The 17,915-nt window shown below is 47.0% G+C and carries 18 protein-coding genes; 1 reads left to right on the forward strand and 17 read right to left on the reverse strand.

What is annotated here, in order from left to right; genetic code table 11:
* Nucleotides 1-115: 115 nt before the first annotated feature.
* The 8 genes from ABIA61_RS04710 to ABIA61_RS04745 all read right to left on the reverse strand — a co-directional run bounded on the left by ABIA61_RS04710 (nucleotide 116) and on the right by ABIA61_RS04745 (nucleotide 8,826).
* A complete protein-coding gene (locus ABIA61_RS04710; protein ID WP_283656100.1) occupies nucleotides 116-1,582 on the reverse strand; it encodes a potassium/proton antiporter in 1,467 nt (488 codons plus the stop codon).
* A 278-nt stretch (nucleotides 1,583-1,860) separates the two neighbouring features.
* Nucleotides 1,861-2,226 (reverse strand): cupin domain-containing protein, encoded by a 366-nt coding sequence (locus ABIA61_RS04715; protein WP_404580381.1) that lies wholly within the window; start codon nucleotides 2,224-2,226, stop codon nucleotides 1,861-1,863.
* A gap of 114 nt (nucleotides 2,227-2,340) precedes the next feature.
* On the reverse strand, nucleotides 2,341-3,729 hold the full coding sequence (gene fumC, locus ABIA61_RS04720) for a class II fumarate hydratase (protein WP_404580382.1): 1,389 nt from the start codon (nucleotides 3,727-3,729) through the stop codon (nucleotides 2,341-2,343).
* Between the two features lie 160 nt (nucleotides 3,730-3,889).
* The gene (locus ABIA61_RS04725) at nucleotides 3,890-5,434 is read right to left on the reverse strand and encodes a 2-isopropylmalate synthase (protein ID WP_404520146.1); all 1,545 of its coding nucleotides are present in this window, start codon (nucleotides 5,432-5,434) and stop codon (nucleotides 3,890-3,892) included.
* Nucleotides 5,435-5,534: 100 nt separating this feature from the next.
* Nucleotides 5,535-6,245: a FadR/GntR family transcriptional regulator gene (locus ABIA61_RS04730; protein ID WP_404520147.1), complete on the reverse strand. Its 711-nt coding sequence runs from the start codon at nucleotides 6,243-6,245 to the stop codon at nucleotides 5,535-5,537.
* Between the two features lie 190 nt (nucleotides 6,246-6,435).
* A complete protein-coding gene (locus ABIA61_RS04735) occupies nucleotides 6,436-7,455 on the reverse strand; it encodes an aldose 1-epimerase (protein ID WP_283656104.1) in 1,020 nt (339 codons plus the stop codon).
* Nucleotides 7,456-7,591: 136 nt separating this feature from the next.
* Entirely contained in the window at nucleotides 7,592-8,395 is an 804-nt protein-coding gene (locus ABIA61_RS04740) for an MBL fold metallo-hydrolase (RefSeq protein ID WP_404520148.1), read from the reverse strand.
* 134 nt (nucleotides 8,396-8,529) lie between these two features.
* Nucleotides 8,530-8,826 carry a hypothetical protein gene (locus ABIA61_RS04745; protein ID WP_283656106.1) on the reverse strand — a complete coding sequence of 99 codons (297 nt, stop codon included), beginning with the start codon at nucleotides 8,824-8,826 and terminating at the stop codon, nucleotides 8,530-8,532.
* Between the two features lie 164 nt (nucleotides 8,827-8,990).
* Here ABIA61_RS04745 and ABIA61_RS04750 point away from each other — a divergent pair, with 164 nt between their 5' ends.
* A complete protein-coding gene (locus tag ABIA61_RS04750) occupies nucleotides 8,991-10,223 on the forward strand; it encodes an aminopeptidase (protein WP_283656107.1) in 1,233 nt (410 codons plus the stop codon).
* Nucleotides 10,224-10,298: 75 nt separating this feature from the next.
* Here ABIA61_RS04750 and ABIA61_RS04755 read toward each other — a convergent pair whose 3' ends face one another.
* The 9 genes from ABIA61_RS04755 to ABIA61_RS04795 form a co-directional block, all read right to left on the reverse strand.
* Entirely contained in the window at nucleotides 10,299-10,790 is a 492-nt protein-coding gene (locus ABIA61_RS04755) for a hypothetical protein (RefSeq protein ID WP_283656108.1), read from the reverse strand.
* A gap of 275 nt (nucleotides 10,791-11,065) precedes the next feature.
* Entirely contained in the window at nucleotides 11,066-12,184 is a 1,119-nt protein-coding gene (locus ABIA61_RS04760) for a glycerol dehydrogenase (protein WP_283656109.1), read from the reverse strand.
* Nucleotides 12,185-12,220: 36 nt separating this feature from the next.
* A complete protein-coding gene (bioB, locus tag ABIA61_RS04765; protein ID WP_404580383.1) occupies nucleotides 12,221-13,228 on the reverse strand; it encodes a biotin synthase BioB in 1,008 nt (335 codons plus the stop codon).
* A gap of 241 nt (nucleotides 13,229-13,469) precedes the next feature.
* Nucleotides 13,470-14,771, reverse strand: coding sequence for a hemolysin family protein (locus ABIA61_RS04770; protein WP_283656273.1), 1,302 nt, complete (start codon nucleotides 14,769-14,771; stop codon nucleotides 13,470-13,472).
* 396 nt (nucleotides 14,772-15,167) lie between these two features.
* Nucleotides 15,168-15,620, reverse strand: a complete 453-nt coding sequence (gene gerQ / locus ABIA61_RS04775; RefSeq protein WP_283656111.1) for a spore coat protein GerQ — start codon at nucleotides 15,618-15,620, stop codon at nucleotides 15,168-15,170.
* Between the two features lie 52 nt (nucleotides 15,621-15,672).
* The gene (locus ABIA61_RS04780) at nucleotides 15,673-16,095 is read right to left on the reverse strand and encodes a cell wall hydrolase (protein ID WP_044647384.1); all 423 of its coding nucleotides are present in this window, start codon (nucleotides 16,093-16,095) and stop codon (nucleotides 15,673-15,675) included.
* 159 nt (nucleotides 16,096-16,254) lie between these two features.
* The gene (locus ABIA61_RS04785; protein WP_404580384.1) at nucleotides 16,255-17,004 is read right to left on the reverse strand and encodes an SDR family NAD(P)-dependent oxidoreductase; all 750 of its coding nucleotides are present in this window, start codon (nucleotides 17,002-17,004) and stop codon (nucleotides 16,255-16,257) included.
* 132 nt (nucleotides 17,005-17,136) lie between these two features.
* Nucleotides 17,137-17,532, reverse strand: a complete 396-nt coding sequence (locus tag ABIA61_RS04790) for a DUF2500 domain-containing protein (RefSeq protein ID WP_014281575.1) — start codon at nucleotides 17,530-17,532, stop codon at nucleotides 17,137-17,139.
* Nucleotides 17,533-17,720: 188 nt separating this feature from the next.
* Nucleotides 17,721-17,903 carry a hypothetical protein gene (locus ABIA61_RS04795; protein WP_014281573.1) on the reverse strand — a complete coding sequence of 61 codons (183 nt, stop codon included), beginning with the start codon at nucleotides 17,901-17,903 and terminating at the stop codon, nucleotides 17,721-17,723.
* Between the last annotated feature and the right edge of the window lie 12 nt (nucleotides 17,904-17,915).

The following is a 17,915-nucleotide window of genomic DNA, read 5'->3' on the forward strand; positions in this document are numbered from 1 at the left end:
TACCGAAAAAGAACACAATAAAACAGCCCTCCACATTAATGTGAAGGACTGCTTGGAAAATTACGTTAAATTTCACGCTTGCTCGGAACCCGTTTAGTTGCCGTTGCAATCCCTTTTACGGTGCGGCCTCCGGTTCAAGCAGCATGAACAGTTCTTTCATTTGCTGGCGCTTGAGCTTCGGACTAAGCACATACAAGGTATCCCCCGGCTTAATCACCGTCGTGCCTCTCGGAGCTATAATCTGCTCCTCTCGAATAATAGCGGTGAACAAAATGTCATCGGGAAGCTGCATATCCTGAATCGCTTTGTCCACAATAGACATCCCCTCCTGCACCTGAATGTGATTGATCTCCGAGGTGGTTTTCCCTAGAGATACCAATTCCAAAAGCGAGGGTGATGACGTTTCGTTAGGGTCCATTAAGCCGAGTTTCACCGCCAGCCACGAAATGGTCGTACCTTGTATAATGGCCGAGGTAAGCACGACGAAGAATACGACATTGAAAAACAGCGGCCCCACATCCATTTCATCCAGCAGTGGATAGGTAGCCAGTACAATCGGTACCGCTCCCCTTAATCCTGCCCAGGATAACAGTGTCTTTTCGCGTATAGAGTACCTGGAAAAAAGCAGGCTCAGGAACACGCCAATCGGACGGGCTACGAGCATCAGGATGAAGGAAAGCGCCAAGCTTTGCCACACAATGCCGAGCAGCTGATCGGGAAAAACCAACAGTCCGAGCAGGACGAACATCATGATCTGCACCATCCAGGCGAAGCCGTTGTTAAAATGAATAATAGACCGCTTGTAGGTCAGGTCCGAATTACCCAGCACGATGGCCATGACATATACCGCCAGCAAGCCGCTTGCCTCCAGTAAGGATGCGGCCGCATACGTTAAGACCGCAAATGCCAGCGCCATCACAGGATACAGACCGGATGAATCAAAATTCATTTTATTAATGGCAAATACAGCTATGCGTCCGAGCACAAAACCAACGACCAGACCAAAACCCATTTCCCATAAAAAAAGCAAAATATGTACCCAAATGGATTGCTCAGGATGATGTATCAGCTCAATCAACGTTACCGTGAGAAAAACGGCCATCGGATCATTACTTCCAGATTCCGCTTCCAGCGTGGACGTAATTCGTTTCTTGATATTTTTACCACCTAAAACGGAAAACACTGCTGCCGCATCCGTCGATCCTACAATAGCTCCGAACAGCATGGATTCCATCCAACTCACGCCTAAAATAAACTTGGCGCAAACGCCAATGACCACAGTTGTAATAATGACGCCAAGCGTCGATAGTGACATCGCAGGCCGAATGACAGGCTTAACATCTGCAAATTTCGTTTGCATCCCGCCTTCAAACAAAATAACGATGAGCGCGAGAATGCCCACCAACTGCGTAATAAACGCATTATCAAAATAAATAAACTGACTGAGCACCATGCCGACGGCAATAAACAATACGAGCGCAGGCATGCCGAAACGACTGGAAAATTTGGTAGTCAGTACGCCAACCAGTAGCAAGCCAGACAGCAAAAGCACAATAAAATTAATAACAGTTGTCTGTTCCATACGACGGCTTCTCCTATCTTGAAAATAGATGTTCATTTTTTCGCCTTTTATCTATATACCCTCAAATCACACAGAATACTAATCTTAGATAAAAAAAATTAAAAAAAACAGCTCACGGTCTGTGCTAGAATAGCACTTCATGAGCTGGTGTTGCTTTTGAATAAATTTTGATCAAAAGATTGATTCTTTCTACCTGTGTTGCACCACAAATTGTGCCTTTTCTTAAAGATCAATTTTGCGGGGTCCCAAATCTTTTCGAAAACTACTAACTTATCGGTTTAAATCCATACATCGTTTTCAGCAGTCAATTCGCCTTCTGTTTCACCAGTATTGACAACACCTCTTGGTTCCACCAGCATTATATGGGATTCCTTTTCAGCATAGGTCTTATGCTCCACACCTTTTGGTATCACATACATTTCTCCTTTTGATAGTTTGACCTCTCCATCACGAAATTCAATGGCCATCTCCCCGTCAAGTACTATACATACCTCATCAGTCTCGTTATGTTTATGCCATACAAAATCCCCTTGAATCTTGACTAGCTTAAACTGATAGTCATTCATTTCACCAATGACTTTGGGAGACCAATGCTCAGTAAATTTCGACAACTTTTCGTTTAGATTAATGGGATGATAGTCCATTTAAATTCCTCCTCCTTTTTTCCTTAATTTTACATTAACAGATCTTTGTCAAACTTTGTTTTAAATTATCAGCTGGTTTTTTCTATAGGCTTAAACTACGAAAAGTGTCGCGCTTTATGCTTTGGGCTGAATCATATTCGCTGGTACGACATACTGATCGAACTGTTCCTCGGTCAACAATCCACTACGCAGAGCCGCTTCTTTGAGAGACAGCCCTTCCGCATGCGCAAGTTTGGCGATTTTAGCCGCATTTTCATATCCGATATACGGATTTAATGCTGTCACCAGCATCAGCGAATTGTTCAAATTATGCTCAATTTTAGTGAGATCCGGCTCAATGCCAACCGCACAGTTGTCATTAAAGGCTACAATTGAATCCGCTAGCAGATTCACGGATTGCAGGAAATTATAAATAATGACCGGCTTGAACACGTTCAACTCAAAATTGCCCTGGCTCGCAGCAAAGCCGATAGCTGCATCATTACCCATGACCTGCGTAACGACCATTGTAAGTGCCTCGCTCTGGGTCGGGTTGACCTTACCCGGCATGATCGAGCTGCCCGGCTCGTTAGCAGGAATCGTGATTTCACCCAAGCCGCTACGCGGGCCACTTGCCAGCCAGCGAACATCATTGGCGATTTTCATCAAATCAGCAGCAAGCGCTTTAACGGCTCCGTGTACGGCAACCACTTCATCATGACTCGTCAGCGCATGGAATTTGTTTGGTGCGGACGTGAACGTTTTATCAGTGAAGTTGGAAATTTCCGCAGAGGTTCGGTCACCGAACTCCGGATGAGCGTTAATACCCGTACCCACGGCTGTACCGCCAATCGCAAGCTCCTTCATATATTGCACCGTGTCGATGATGATTCGCTTGCTTTTATCCAGCATGGCATACCAGCCGCTGATTTCCTGACCCAGTGTAAGCGGCGTGGCATCCTGTAAGTGGGTACGTCCAATTTTAATAATATCCTTAAATTGCTCTGACTTCTGCTGGAAGGTTTCTTTCAGCTTATCAATAGCAGGCAGCAAGTGATCCTCCACTGCAATGACACCCGCTACATGAAGCGCCGTCGGAAATGTATCATTCGAGCTTTGCGACATGTTCACATCGTCATTGGGATGCAGCTTTGCATCCTGTCCCTGCTCTTGCAGCCATTGACTTCCGAGATGAGCAATCACTTCGTTCACATTCATATTGGATTGCGTACCGCTTCCTGTCTGCCATACGACCAATGGGAAATGGTCATCGACCCGTCCAGCAAGAATTTCGTCCGCCGCATAAATAATGGCGTCCTGCTTCTCCTGTGACAGCTTGCCCAACTTATAATTGCTGATCGCTGCACTCTTCTTGAGCACGGCGAAAGCCTGAATAACCTCTAATGGCATTTTCTCCGAGCCAATAGGGAAATTTTCCTTGCTGCGCTGTGTTTGCGCTCCCCACAGACGATCTGCCGGTACTTTGATTTCACCCAACGTATCTTTTTCGATGCGGTAGTTCAATTCATTTCCTCCTCTTGGCCTATGTAATTCAGACAAAATATGGTGACTTCCTTGCCTATTATACATTAAATTTCAAAGGTTATCATATATATTGCAAGCGCTTTTTTACGATTAGGCCGGAGGAGGAATGTATCGTCAGCTACAAACCGGGGAGGTCGGTTCAGCTAATGGTGATATTGCCTTTAGTGCGAACTTCTTTTCTGCCGAGTAGTTTATTCAGCGCGTCGATGTAAGCTTTGGCGCTGGCTTCCAAAATATCTGTACTCGCGCCTCTTCCGCGGGCGGTGTACTCTCCTTGTCTCAGAACAGCATGCACTTCACCCAGTGCATCCTTACCGTACGTTACAGATTGGATCGAATAATCCTCCAATTCCACTTCTTCACTACTGGCCTTGTCTATAGCATGAAAAATTGCATCGATGGAGCCGTTTCCCATCGCCACTTCATCAATAGCTGTTCCATCCTGTTTAATCAGTCGAATAGACGCTACCGGAACCGACTGATTGCCATAGGATACCTGGATGGAATCCAGCGTGTAAATTTGAGGCAAGGCACTGCGACTCTCATCCATCAGGACGAGCAGATCTTCATCCAGCACCTGTTTTTTCTTGTCCGTCAAGGCTTTGAATTTTCGGAACGCCTCCTGAAGCTGCTCCTCTGTCAAAGCATCAAACCCCATGTCCGCCAGCTTTTCCTTGAACGCATGCCGACCCGAATGCTTGCCAAGTACAAGCTTACTTGTCTTCAAGCCGATGCGCTCGGGGAGCACGATCTCATACGTTGTACGCTCCTTTAGCATCCCGTCCTGGTGTATACCGGACTCGTGGGCAAAAGCATTGGCTCCAACTATAGCCTTGTTCCCCGGTACTGGCATCCCTGTGCGTTTGCTCACCAAGCGACTGGTAGCATACAATTCCTCCAGAACCAGACTGGTTTGCGCATCATAAAGCTCGGTTCTGGTATCAAGAGCCAACGCGACCTCCTCCACTGGTGTATTTCCGGCACGTTCCCCGATGCCATTGATTGTGCCTTCAAATTGGTCTACACCATTACGGATGGCCGCGAGTGTGTTAGCTGTTGCCATGCCGAGATCATCATGACAGTGGGTGCTGAGCTGTATTTTTTCGATGCCGGGCACTTGGGCTTTTACGATTCTGAACATTTCACCGAACTGATCCGGCGAAGCATAACCCACTGTGTCCGGCAGATTGACGACTGTTGCTCCAGCGCGGATCGCCATATCCACGACCTCGCAAATAAAGTCCAGCTCGGTACGGCTGGCATCCTCTGCCGAAAATTCTACCTTGTCAAAATACTTGCGCCCATAACGAATAGCTGCGGCTGCGGTCTCCAGTACCTTCGTCTTGTCCATTCGCAGCTTGTGCTGGCGGTGAATGGGTGAGGTAGCCAGAAAAAGATGAAGACAAGCGTCCTCCGCTCCCCTCAGCGCATCTCTAACCGCATCTATATCCTGCTCTTTCGACCGAGCAAAACCAACCAAGGTTGAATTAGTAACCTGTTTGGCAATCTCCTGCATGCTGAATATCTCACCTGGCGAGGTAGCCGGAAAACCAGTTTCAATCCGATCTACGCCCAATTTTTGCAGTTGAAGGGCAATTTCCACCTTTTCTGTGCTGGTCAGGCTTACTCCTGGTGCTTGTTCTCCATCTCTTAACGTTGTGTCCAACACCCATATTTTGCGCATACAGAACCCACCTTTGGTTTTATTTTAGGAGATGCTCGATATAAAAGATTTACGAATCATTTTATTCATATGATCATCTGATGTTTAAGATTAAAAAAAATTATGAATTTCCCATGTGCTTTTGCAGCTCCAGCTTGGTGCCATCCAAATGCTGAATACTGTACAGCTCGGCAGCTTTGGCATCCTGATCCCGGATCGCTTCATATATTTTCTCATGCTGAAGTGTAAAAGGATTTTGCATCGCCGGGTCGGTTACGAGATTTTTCAGCGCCTTCCGAATCGCCTCTACAAAGCTGCGATACACATCTGTAAGCACTTTATTACGTGTAGCCCCTGCAACAGCCAAGTGAAAAGTGATATCCGCATCCAGATACCCGTTCAAATCTCCAGCGGCCAATGTCACGGCACGACGGTCCAGTGCCTCGCGCATCAAGCGTAAATCTTCATCCTTACGTCGTAAAGCAGCCAGTCTGGCAATTTCCAGCTCCAACACACTCCGCACCTCATAGACTTCAATTATTTCAGCGCGACTCAGTCGGTAATCCAGAGGCTCCTGGGAAGTCGTCGGTTGGCAGACAAAGGTTCCGTGTCCTTGTTTTTTCTCTAATAGACCGGCATGTACGAGAACGCTGACCGCTTCACGCACCGTGGAACGCCCTACTCCAAAAAGCTTCATCAGCTCAGGCTCTGTCGGAATTTTTGTACCCACATCCCATTCATTAGTAGCTATTTTTCGTTGCAGCTGTTCAGCCACTTCATCGGCGATTTGCTTGCGTTTGACGGCTTGAAAAGGCACCATTTCCTGATTCATCTGATCATCTCCTGTTTCGTATCATACTATAGCGGCTTGCCATCCTGCAACCTGTTTTTCATATGTTCCCTTCCTCACCTCATTAGGCTTCTGCCTGTAATACTTGTCTTCTCCACCTCTCCTATCAACAAAATAAAGCCCGCACCGTTGGACACGATACAGGCTTATTCCGATAAAATATAGACTAAGACTAGGATTTCGATTGTGCAGGTATGACACAATATAAACGGCTGGTTGCTTCAAAAATATGGCCTGGAGCAAGTGCAATCAACCCGATCTCCTCTGCAGGCAAGTCCGGACGATTCGGTGCATTGATCATGTTCATTTGCGGCTCAGGACAGATGAATTCCTTGTTCGCTTTGTTATTCCAGATCATCCAATGCTTATAGGCCGTGCCTACATCGTATACGAGAGTAGCGCCTGTCTTACTGTGTGTCAGCTCCATATAGTTGCGTCCATTTTGCGGAGCTGCCGTGTAATGATTATCCATGGAGGCAAAATAAGGACTTACTCCCGTTGTCTTCAGCAGTTCCTCTTCCGGCGACAATGGCTGGAACTGTCCTGTGGCTAACAACCGCTCTGTCAGCTCCCTACGCTCACCGATAGTAACCTTAATTTTGTAGTCTTCCGGCGAACTATCCGGTACGAACGGAACCCGAATAGCCGTGTGAAAGGCAAACAGGTTTGGAATCGGCTGATCACCCTCGTTGTGGATCACATAACGCTGATGCAGTCCAAATTCGTCCAGGCTGTACGTCAGCTTGATGGTAAAGGTGAACGGCAAATAGCGGAACATGGGATGTCCTTCCCTCACATGCTGATTCATTACTACATAGCTGCCCTGTTCTCCAGATCCGTAGTCCTCAACCTCCCACCGGACGGTGTGTAAAAAACCGTGCAAATGGTTGTGGGTGGCCGTTTCATTGATGGGCAGTTCATATGTAACTCCATTCCACAGGAATTTGCCATCCTCATACCGATTCGGAGGATACAGGAAAGGAATCCCATAGACTGACGGACTTTGTTTAAAAGCCTCTATGCTGTCAGCTTCCGGCTCACGAAGAAAAGAATATCCCGTCTCATTGTCACGAAAAGAAATCAGATTTGCGCCGTTTCCCGGCAGGGCTACCGCTTCATAACGCCCGAATTTAAGGCGAATCGCTGGTATTCCATAATAAAGGTCACCAATTGCAGCATGCTGATGTGTCATCAAAAATCCTCCTTGATGAATGACGATGATAAATGAAAGCGTTTAGCTTTTGGCTTGACTATACCATGCTGAGCAAAAAAATTCCATGCCAACACAAAAAAACGATACCCCGTAAGGCATCGTCCTTTCCAGATCGCTACACATAGCGCCCCTGATTGGGTACAGCCGTGTGCTCAAAATCCTCCACAAGTCGTTCCAACTGGCTCGTCAGCTCATTTCCCTGCATGTAGTGACCGTGTCCCGTAACGGCGATCTCCGGCTTTAAACCGGACAGCAGTTCTACTGACCGCTGCGCAGCCTGCCAATCTGTCGTAAAATATGCAGGCGGACCGTGTATTTCTTTTTCCTGTAAAATAACCGCCAGCGCCGATTCCTGTTTTACGGTAATAAAAGCATCTCCGGCTACCAGCAACCGTCTGCGTTCATGAAAAAGCGATATATGACCCGGCGTATGTCCAGGTGTATGCAGCCACTTCCAACCAGGCGCACCGGGCACACTGCCATCCTCTGGCAGACGGGTGATGCGATCATCCAGATCAATGGCATCATTGGGATATAAAAAGGAAACGCTCGACAGCAGACCTCCACCCACACTGGGATCAGGTTGTTGGTAATCCTTCATCCCTGTCAAGTAAGGAAGCTCCAGCGGGTGCGCATACACAGGGGTACCCCAATGCTGAACCAGCTCAATGACCGATCCCACATGATCAAAATGCCCATGAGTGAGCACAATAGCAACGGGAGGGCCAGCGAACCGTTCCTCAGCCAAGCGAATAATCGAGTCTGTAAACCCCGCCATCCCCGTATCCACCAGTACCCAGGATCGACTTCCCGGCTCCCCGATAAAACACACATTTACAAACAGCGTCCGTAAGCTCAGAAGATCGGGAGCAGCCTCTTCATTTGCCGTCATTCCTTCGGTGAACAGATGATTTGCCAAACTGTCATCCTCCCCATTCACATGGAATTTTCTGTCATTATCGACCTATAGGCTTCCCCCATGTCGGCAGATTATGCATTATGCGGACACTGCTAAATATAATCCGCTTGTCACGAAAATAGACCATGTTTACATTACTCGGGTAATTTACTCCATGCCGCATCAAGCAAATAATCAAACAAATCATCATTCTCTTCAATCCAGGCATCCATACGCAGCATCTCTTCCTCTACGCGTGGCTCGCCTGCAAAATGAAGACTGTAATCCCACTCCTTGCCCCTTTTGCTATGGAACGTAATTTCGTATACAGAAGTCTGTCCATCTACTCCAAACACGACCTGACCCAAGTATGCACCATTCTCATCTCTAGTCATTTGTGCCTGTTGAATATGTACTTCCTTTACATCCTGAGATGCATTTTGATCAGTCATATATCTATCCGCCCTTTCATTTTCGCCAAAATGTACCAAAACTAATTTGTGAACCTCTTCGTTACATTGTACAATATATAAGCCGTGTGTGGAATTTGCAAGAAAACTGCGCAGGCAACCCCAAGCCCTGTAAAGGGCCTTTTCGTGAAATGGAGGAAAGTTACATGTCAGATTTTCAACAAAAATTGCAAAAATATGCCGATTTAGCCGTTCGGGTGGGGGCTAATGTCCAGCCCGGGCAAACACTCATCATTCATGCTCCCATCCTGTCCGCTGAACTTGTGCGGCTAATTGTCAAATCCGCGTATACCGTCGGAGCCAAGCTGGTTAAGGTAAAATGGAGCGACGAAACCATTACTCGCCTACAGTATGAACTGGCTCCTGATGAGACTTTTAATATTCCTCCCAAATGGTATGCGGCCGAAATGACCGAAGAGGTCGAGAACGGCGCAGCAGTACTGCATATCTTAGCAGAAAATCCGGATTTGCTTCAAGGTATCCCGTCCAGTCGCATTACTGCGGCTCAGCGTGTGCGTTCACATGAATTACTCCAATACCGTGAACTTCAAATGGCCGACAAATTCAGTTGGGCTCTGATTGCTTACCCTTCTGAAGAGTGGGCTGCCAAAGTATTCCCGAATCTGCCAGCTTCTGAACAAATGGATAAGCTGTGGGAGGCCATTTTCAACACCGTACGTGTGGATCTCGACAACCCGGTAGAAGCATGGAAAGAGCATTTGAAGACACTCTCCAGCAAATCAGACATTTTGAATGGCAAACGTTATAAAAAGCTGCATTATCTGGCTCCAGGCACCGATCTGACCATCGAATTGGCAAAAGAACACCTGTGGGTTGCAGCCGAAAGCGTCAATCAGCAGGGACATTCTTTCGTAGCCAATATGCCTACCGAGGAAGTGTTTACTGCCCCGCTCAAAACCGGAGTGAACGGCAAAGTAAGCAGCACCAAGCCGCTCAGCTACAGCGGAAATATTATCGACAACTTTACATTGACCTTTGAAAACGGGCGCATTGTAGATGTGCAGGCTGAAACAGGCTTGGAGACTCTTCAGCATCTCGTTGAAATGGATGAAGGCTCCCACTACTTGGGTGAAGTCGCTCTTGTGCCTCACCAGTCCCCGATTTCGGATAAAAACATTTTGTTCTATAATACATTGTTTGATGAAAATGCCTCCAATCATCTGGCCATCGGTAATGCCTATGCATTTAACCTCAAAGGCGGCAAGGACATGACTCAGGAGCAGTTGGCTGCCAACGGCCTGAATTCCAGTCTGACGCACGTCGATTTTATGATCGGCTCAGGTGAAATGGACATTAACGGCGTCACCGAGGACGGTACTGAGGAGCCCATCTTCCGCAAAGGAAATTGGGCGATCTAAATGACAAAAAAGGCTCTCGCCGCTTTCATGCGGAGGAGCCTTTTTTCTTCATTCACGGGTTATGTCACAGATATTTTACAAATTACGAAGCCACTGATTTACTGTAATTCCAAAAATAATTTGTACCACGCTGATGATTAAAAAGACAATAAGGCAGCTTACGATTCTTCTATTCGTGGATTGGTGCATGGATAATGAAGATTTTACATAAAACATGCTGCCCAATATCCCAAAACACAAACCAAAGATACCTGCAAACAGCCAGCCTATGACCAAGCTCACCACTACAAAAGCCCAACTCCAGCCGGGAACTTTAGCCACAGGCACGTAAGGCTGATTGGAACCCAGATATACGCCATCCACGGCCAGATCCGCTTTGTTGCCAATGACGACAACATTTACAGCTTTATTCGTCAATCTGATGGGGAAATCGACCAAATTCAAAAAAGCATTCTGGCTTTTAACCTTCTGTACGCTTCCATTCACAATAATTTTCCCGCCGCCGAGGCTACGCTTGTACTCAATTTCATACTGAGTCCCATTATCTTCTACATTCCATTTTGCCATTGCTCTACTCCTCTCAAGTTTTAGGCTAGCCGTAGATATACTTTCGACATTTCCTAATTCAGCATTTTGCATCATTCGATTCCCAACGCTTGAAAGTACAATAATAGACGAACTAAACCGTTTCGATCTATATATTGCTGATTTGAAATCGCTCTTGGGATTGTTGCAAAATGCTCATTTATGTACTGTAAAAATCATAACATAGGCTGCAAGTTAAATAATGGAAAAAGGCCGCTTATTAGCGACCTCTTCGTGTATTTCATATTGTATTGGTGTTAATTCTTATGCCCAATTTTAGCTTTGTAAGCAAGGGAATACTGGTCAGCTGCCAAAATCGCATCCAGCACATCGTCCGCCGTTACTGCAAATGGCAGGTTGTGAGCGGTTTCTCCTTCTTTCGTCGCTGCCTGAGCTACCCGGTACAAATCCTCGCGGGAGGCTTCCTGGAGCTTTACGTCCTCCAGTGTGACGGGCAGATCCAGCTTCAGATAAAAATCGATATACCGTTCCACCTCAGCCAAAGATCTTTTTTCCAACGCAAGCTGTACCAAGGTACCAAAAGCGACCTTCTGACCATGCGTCAGATGATGAATATCCCCTTCCAGCACGGTAAAACCGTTGTGTATCGCATGTGCGCCTGCCAAGCCACCACTTTCGAATCCCAGGCCACTCAGCAGCGTATTAGCTTCCACCACTGCTTCAAGCGCAGGTGTAACCACTTTGCGCTTCACGGATTCATAAGCTTGCAGTCCGTAATCGAATAGAACCTCTTCGCACTTGGCCGCAATCGCTTCGGCTGCCAAGGTTGGCAAGCCACCAGCCATCGTTGTAGCCCGAGCCTCGATAACCGCACGAGCTTCAATCCATGTTGCCATCGCATCCGCAATGCCAGAAGAGAGGAACAATGGCGGTGCTTGGGAAATAACCTTCGTGTCGACCAGGATCAAGCTTGGATTTTTACTGAAAAAAGAATACGTATCAAATGCACCCTCATCCGTGTACAAGACAGATAGCGCACTGGTCGGAGCATCCGTAGAGGCTGTCGTTGGAATAATCACAACCGAGGAACCTAGCACCTCATTAACCGCCTTGGCGGTATCCAGCGTCTTGCCGCCGCCTACACCAATGACAATATCGACATGCCCGCTTCGTCCCTGATCAGCAATACGGTTCACTTCATTTTTGGACGCTTCTCCTTGAAACTCCACCTTTACCGAAGCAAGCCCCGCTTGTTCCAGACTTTTCACTACCCGGTCGGCTGCGATACCCCATACCAGCTTGTCGGCAATAACCAGAGCAGTATGACCTAATGGCTTGACATATTCACCCGTTTTATCAATCACATTTTTCCCTTGCACATATTTACCCGGACTAACAAATACCTTTTCACTCATCGTTCAACTCTCCCTTCCAAGTTTGTACAATTCCTATTATACGGCTGAAAGGGCACACATCTCAATTTCAAACCCCAGATCTTCAATCATTTGATGATCGGCTGTGACTTCTTGTCCATCTGTCGTTAAATAATCTCCTACGAAAATCGAATTGGCTGCATACAGGGATAAGGGTTGCAGTGTCCCCAAATTCAGCTCCCGACCGCCTGCGACACGAATTTCCTTGGATGGACAAATGAACCGCAACAGCGCCAGTACCTTTAATGCTCTGATCGGAGATGTGCGCTTTGTTCCTTCCAGCGAGGTTCCGGGGATCGGATTCAGGAAGTTAACCGGAATGGAGTCGGCACCAAGTTCTCGTAAAGCATAACCCATTTGGACAATTTCCTCATTCGTTTCCCCCATTCCGATAATCACGCCAGAGCAGGGTGACATCCCGTGAGATTGAGCCATTTTAACCGTTTCGACACGTTGGTCGTATGTATGTGTGGTTGTAATGGACGGATAGTTGGCCTTGCTCGTATTTAAATTGTGATTGTAACGATGGACTCCCGCCTCTGCCAACCGGCGTGCCTGATCTCCTTTGAGAATCCCCAGGCACGCACAAATTTTAAGTGGCATCGTACTGGTAATTTCCTGTACCGCCTCAATTACCTGATCCAGCTCTCGATTCGTTGGGCCCTTGCCGGAAGCCACGATACAATATGTACCTGCTTTCCTTGCTAACGCTTCACGGGCTCCGGCCAGCAGAGACTCCTTGTCCAGCATACTGTATTTGCTGACAGGTGCCGTGGATACGATAGATTGTGAACAATAGCCGCAATCCTCCGGACACAGGCCGCTTTTGGCATTCATAATCATGTTGAGCTTTACCTTTTTACCGTAAAAATGATGACGCACATGAAATGCAGCTTGCATAATCGGTAAGATTTCCTCATTGTCCGCTTCCAGCACCGCCAATCCTTCTACCAGCGTCAAATTGCTGCCGTGGATCGCTTTTTCTGCCAGCGAGTACCAATCCGTAACCTCATTGGACCATTTCATACTTTGTACCTCCCTAATTTAAATGAGCATGTAAACAGATAAGTTTCTCAGGATAAATTACCTTCTTAATTGTCAACCATATAAATTTATAATAGGTTTACAATTGTACAGACATCATATCAATTCATGTTCTATGTGTAAAGAAGCTAAAATCAAAAAAAGCGACCCTTTATCGTTCAAGGGTCGCTTCAAGGATTATTCAATTATAGAATGTCTACTCTTTTGTCTGGTGAATCCTGATTTACGAGACTCCGGCTTCCTCCATAAGGATTGGCTGCTTCAACAGCCGAATACGTGAAATCCGCTTGTTCTCGATTTCTTCTACAACGAACTGACAACCTTCAAATTCTACAGACTGACCCGGCTGTGGCGGGATGACCTCAACATGCGAGTACAGCCAGCCCCCTACTGTATCATAATCCTCATGATCCAGATTCAGTCCAAAGCGATCATTCACTTCATCAATTAACAGCATACCGTCAATGGAAAATTCCTCGTCATTAATCTGCTCATAACCCGGACGCTCCTGATCGAACTCATCCTGAATTTCACCAACGATCTCTTCCATAATATCCTCCAGCGTCACCATACCCGAGGTACCACCGTATTCATCAATCAGAATCGCAATTTGTGTCTTGCTACGCTGCATGCGTTTGAGCAAATCGCTAATTTGCGTAGATTCAGGAACGGCAAGAATCGGGCGGATCATCATACGGGTATCCAGTTTGTTTGCCCGCAGAAGATCCTTAATATGGATAAAGCCGATAATATGGTCCTTGTCCTCGGCACAGATTGGATAACGCGTTCTCATGCTTTCCGTCGCAATCGCGAGATTTTCCTCTGTGGACTCATTGCTGTACAAACAGATCATCTCGGTACGCGGAATCATGATTTCCCTGGCGGTCGTGTCGGTAAAATCAAATATATTATCAACAAGCGCCAATTCCGTATTATCAATTAGTCCGCTCTTATTGCTTTCTTTCATCAGAATGCGTATTTCATCCCCCGTATGCGCGGAATCGTCATATTCAGATACCGGCTCCAGACGGAATAAACGCAGCAGGCTGTTCGCCATGCCATTCAACGCCCATATGAATGGATACATCAGCTTGTAAAACCAAGTCATCAGCATGGCCGAATACAGCGTAATGGTTTCAGATTTACGAATGGCTATCGTTTTGGGCGCCAATTCCCCCAGCACAATATGCAGAATCGTAATCACAATAAATGCAATGACCACGGCAGTACCGTGTACATATACCGGTCCTAGCCCGGCGGCGGTAAATACAGGTTCGATCAAATGTGCAATGGCCGGCTCTCCGATCCACCCCAGTCCCAGCGAAGCCAGTGTAATGCCCAACTGGCAGGCAGACAGATAAGCGTCCAAATTGTGTAACATATTCGCGGCATATACGGCTTTTTTGTTACCCGCCTCTACCAATGCTTCAATACGGCTGCTTCTGACTTTCACCATTGCAAATTCTGCAGATACAAAAAAACCGTTTAATAATACTAATGCAAAAACAATAAATAAGTTGAACATACTCGGTAAAGGGTCACTCAATATGCTCCCCGTCAGCCGTCATTACGGCAGACAGGCGCACCTCCTTCGGATAGTTTCATCATAGACAGAACGATAACACATCATAAGCAGCGTCAACTTCCCAACACATTCACTCCTTCCGGCTTTTACAAGCCATATTTTCGCATGAATGACGAAGCCATTCATCAGCTTATATTCAATTATATAGCTATACACTACACAGTCAATCCGCAAGGTATGTCAGAAAAATCGGCTAACGCGGTCATTATGACCGAAAATCGCCATTTTCCGCCTCTTACCACAAGGGAAGCTACTATATTTGAGAAAGAATATAAATAAAATAAATCCCCCGCCGTAAGGCAGAGGATTGGGGGATAAACTATATATATGAAGACATCAGCGAACCGGGGACGAGCCCGGATTACCCATGACGCCAGGATATTGGTACAACAGCGGCTCATCAAAAGTCGCATAGTCCAGATTCACCATCAACAGAATGGTGCGTCTTCCAGTAGAAGGATCACTGATAATAATGTGGTCACGACCCGCCGCTTCCAAAATGCCCTTGAAAATTTTCGCGTTCCATTCCCGGTTATTTTCATAGGTCATATAAAAAGTACCCGTTTTGCCCAGATTCAGACGCAAAATATTTTCAATATAAGATTGCTCATATTGTGGAGTCTGAGTCTGTACCACTGTGCCAGTCGGTGTCATTGCGCTACCACTATTGACTTGAGGGGGAAAGCCGCTCATGGGCTGCATGGTTCCCATTGGGGCCAACCTAGGCCATTCGGGAAACCCGCCGCCAGCAGGATAAGAGACAGGACGGTAAGCTTGCTGTGAAATCATTTTAATTCCTCCTAAAATGGTTTTAAATCATCCACACTCATGTTGTTACGCGTTAATAGACGGCAGGGCAATCCTGTGCAGTTGGACTAAAGAAGCAATGGGCCTTGTAACGGCCGGTGTTAGTCTGGTTATACCAGGTATCCGGACAGTCCCCGGAAGGTCTGAAAAACCACAATGCATTCGAAGCCGGGCGAATCTTTTCCCCATTAATGACACGCCGGGCAAGACGAATGTCACGGTCACGGGCTCTTTGGTAAAAGTACCCCTTTTGGGTAGCTTCAAATCCGCCGGGACTTTGAAACACCATGTCATTCATGAGGCGAATTCCCTGAAAATCCAGACAATTGGCCAAAATCCGATTAACACCGACATTGCCGACCATGAGCATTCCCTGCTCCCCTTCTCCTTCGGCCTCTGCTCGCATAAGCCGGGCCAGTGTCCTTACATCCTCTGAGTTGACATTAATAACAGCCAACGTCTCCCCTCCTTACTGCTCAATCATATATCGTATCGTATGGTACAAATGCCCAATGGGTGACAGCGACAACGAAAAAAATAGCCCCGAAATTCGGGACTATCCTGCAGTAACGTATCCTTATATAAAAATTAAGTTCGCCCATGTTCAGCCTAATTTTCAGGGCCCATAAATCATTTTTCGCGTCATGCCGCCATCTACAACCAGATTCGTGCCTGTAACAAAGTCGTTGCCGGACTGGGTCAAATACAGACACGCCCGCGCGATGTCGGCAGGAATTCCCACTCGACCGGATGGATGCTGCTGATGGTCTTCGGGGCGTAGTTGCCCGTAATCCCCTGTCTCAATCCAACCCGGACTAATACAGTTGACCCGGATTCCATCCTTTCCTAGCGATATGGCCATCGCGTGTGTAAGGGCTGCAATGGCTCCTTTGGACGCCGCATAGGCTTCTGTATCCGGTTCTGACATAAAAGCCCGTGTTGAAGTCATATTGACCACAGAGCCCCCTTCCGGATTACGTTTCATCACCTTAGCCGCTTCTCGTGTCGCAATAAAGCAGCTACGTACATTTGTATTCAAAATGTCATCCCACTCCGCAACCGTTAACTCATATGGAGATTTCCATTTGGACACGCCCGCATTGTTAATCAGCGTATGAATGGTGCCATATTCCTCTTCCGTAGCACGGATCAGCGCAACAATATCTTCTTCCTTACGCACATCACAGGGAACAAAGATCGCCTGATGTCCTTCATTCCGTGCCGCAGCCGCAACAGCAGCCCCTTTTTCCTCATTGCGATCGGCAAATACGACCTTGGCACCTTTGCCAGCGTAGGCCAAAGCGACCTCTCTTCCGATTCCATGTGCCGCTCCTGTTACGATAACAACTTGTCCCTCAAATGACATGGCTTATTCCTCCTCTATACACTTCCCTAGTATATATGTACCAAAATGTGCTGCACAAGAAACAAGAACAGCCCCCTGGCCTGTTTCACCGCAGGAGGCTGCCCATGAATGAATGGGAGAATAAGCTGCTGTCTACATTTTTACCTGTTCCAAGCTATAGCGATTGAGACGCTGGAACCCGATGTACCGTGTACCCTGAAAGGTAAGCCGCCCCTCATCTCCCTCGGCACATTGACCATATTCTTCCCCGCTCACCTTAAACTCCATCCGGTCGCCACTCTCCACCTCGAAGGTTACATAATAGAAAGTATAGGTACGAGTCCCTTGTTCCTCCTGCCGCCTCTGTTGGAGATGTGTCCTTCTGGCCGTAATTCGGGAACCGACCGTCAATACAGGCTGCCTTTTATTCCGGCTCCATTCCATGACTTCCTTGCCCGCAGACAGTACGACAATACCCAACACGACTACGAAAAATACGGGCAGTACCGTACCCAGCCAATCGAACATCCATAATGACTCAAATCCCATGCACCGCACTCCTCTCCGCCAGGCATTCCACAGGGAAACGGCCGGGCATCCTCACATGACCTAAGCTTTCTGTAATAGTATATGTACGTTCCTGCCCAAATTTGATAGCAACCCTCAAGAACGCCAAGAGCCTCCACGGAATGATCCGGGAGGCTCAACATATGGCGATATCAGAATGATGCATCTGTTTATACATGTACAAGCTGGAGATAACGTTGTGTCTCATCCAGAACTTCATTTTCTTCTGTTTCGGCGTAACGTTCTGCACACTGTTTACAATCCTCTTCAGTCGTGCAACCGTAGGCATCTTGGCAAGTGTAACAAAATTGAAGGTAGTATTGGGTTAACATATGATCCTGATTCGCTCTCATGATTATCACTCC

Origin of the sequence: Paenibacillus sp. RC21, assembly GCF_044907935.1 — a bacterium.
GTDB lineage: Bacteria > Bacillota > Bacilli > Paenibacillales > Paenibacillaceae > Paenibacillus > Paenibacillus terrae_A.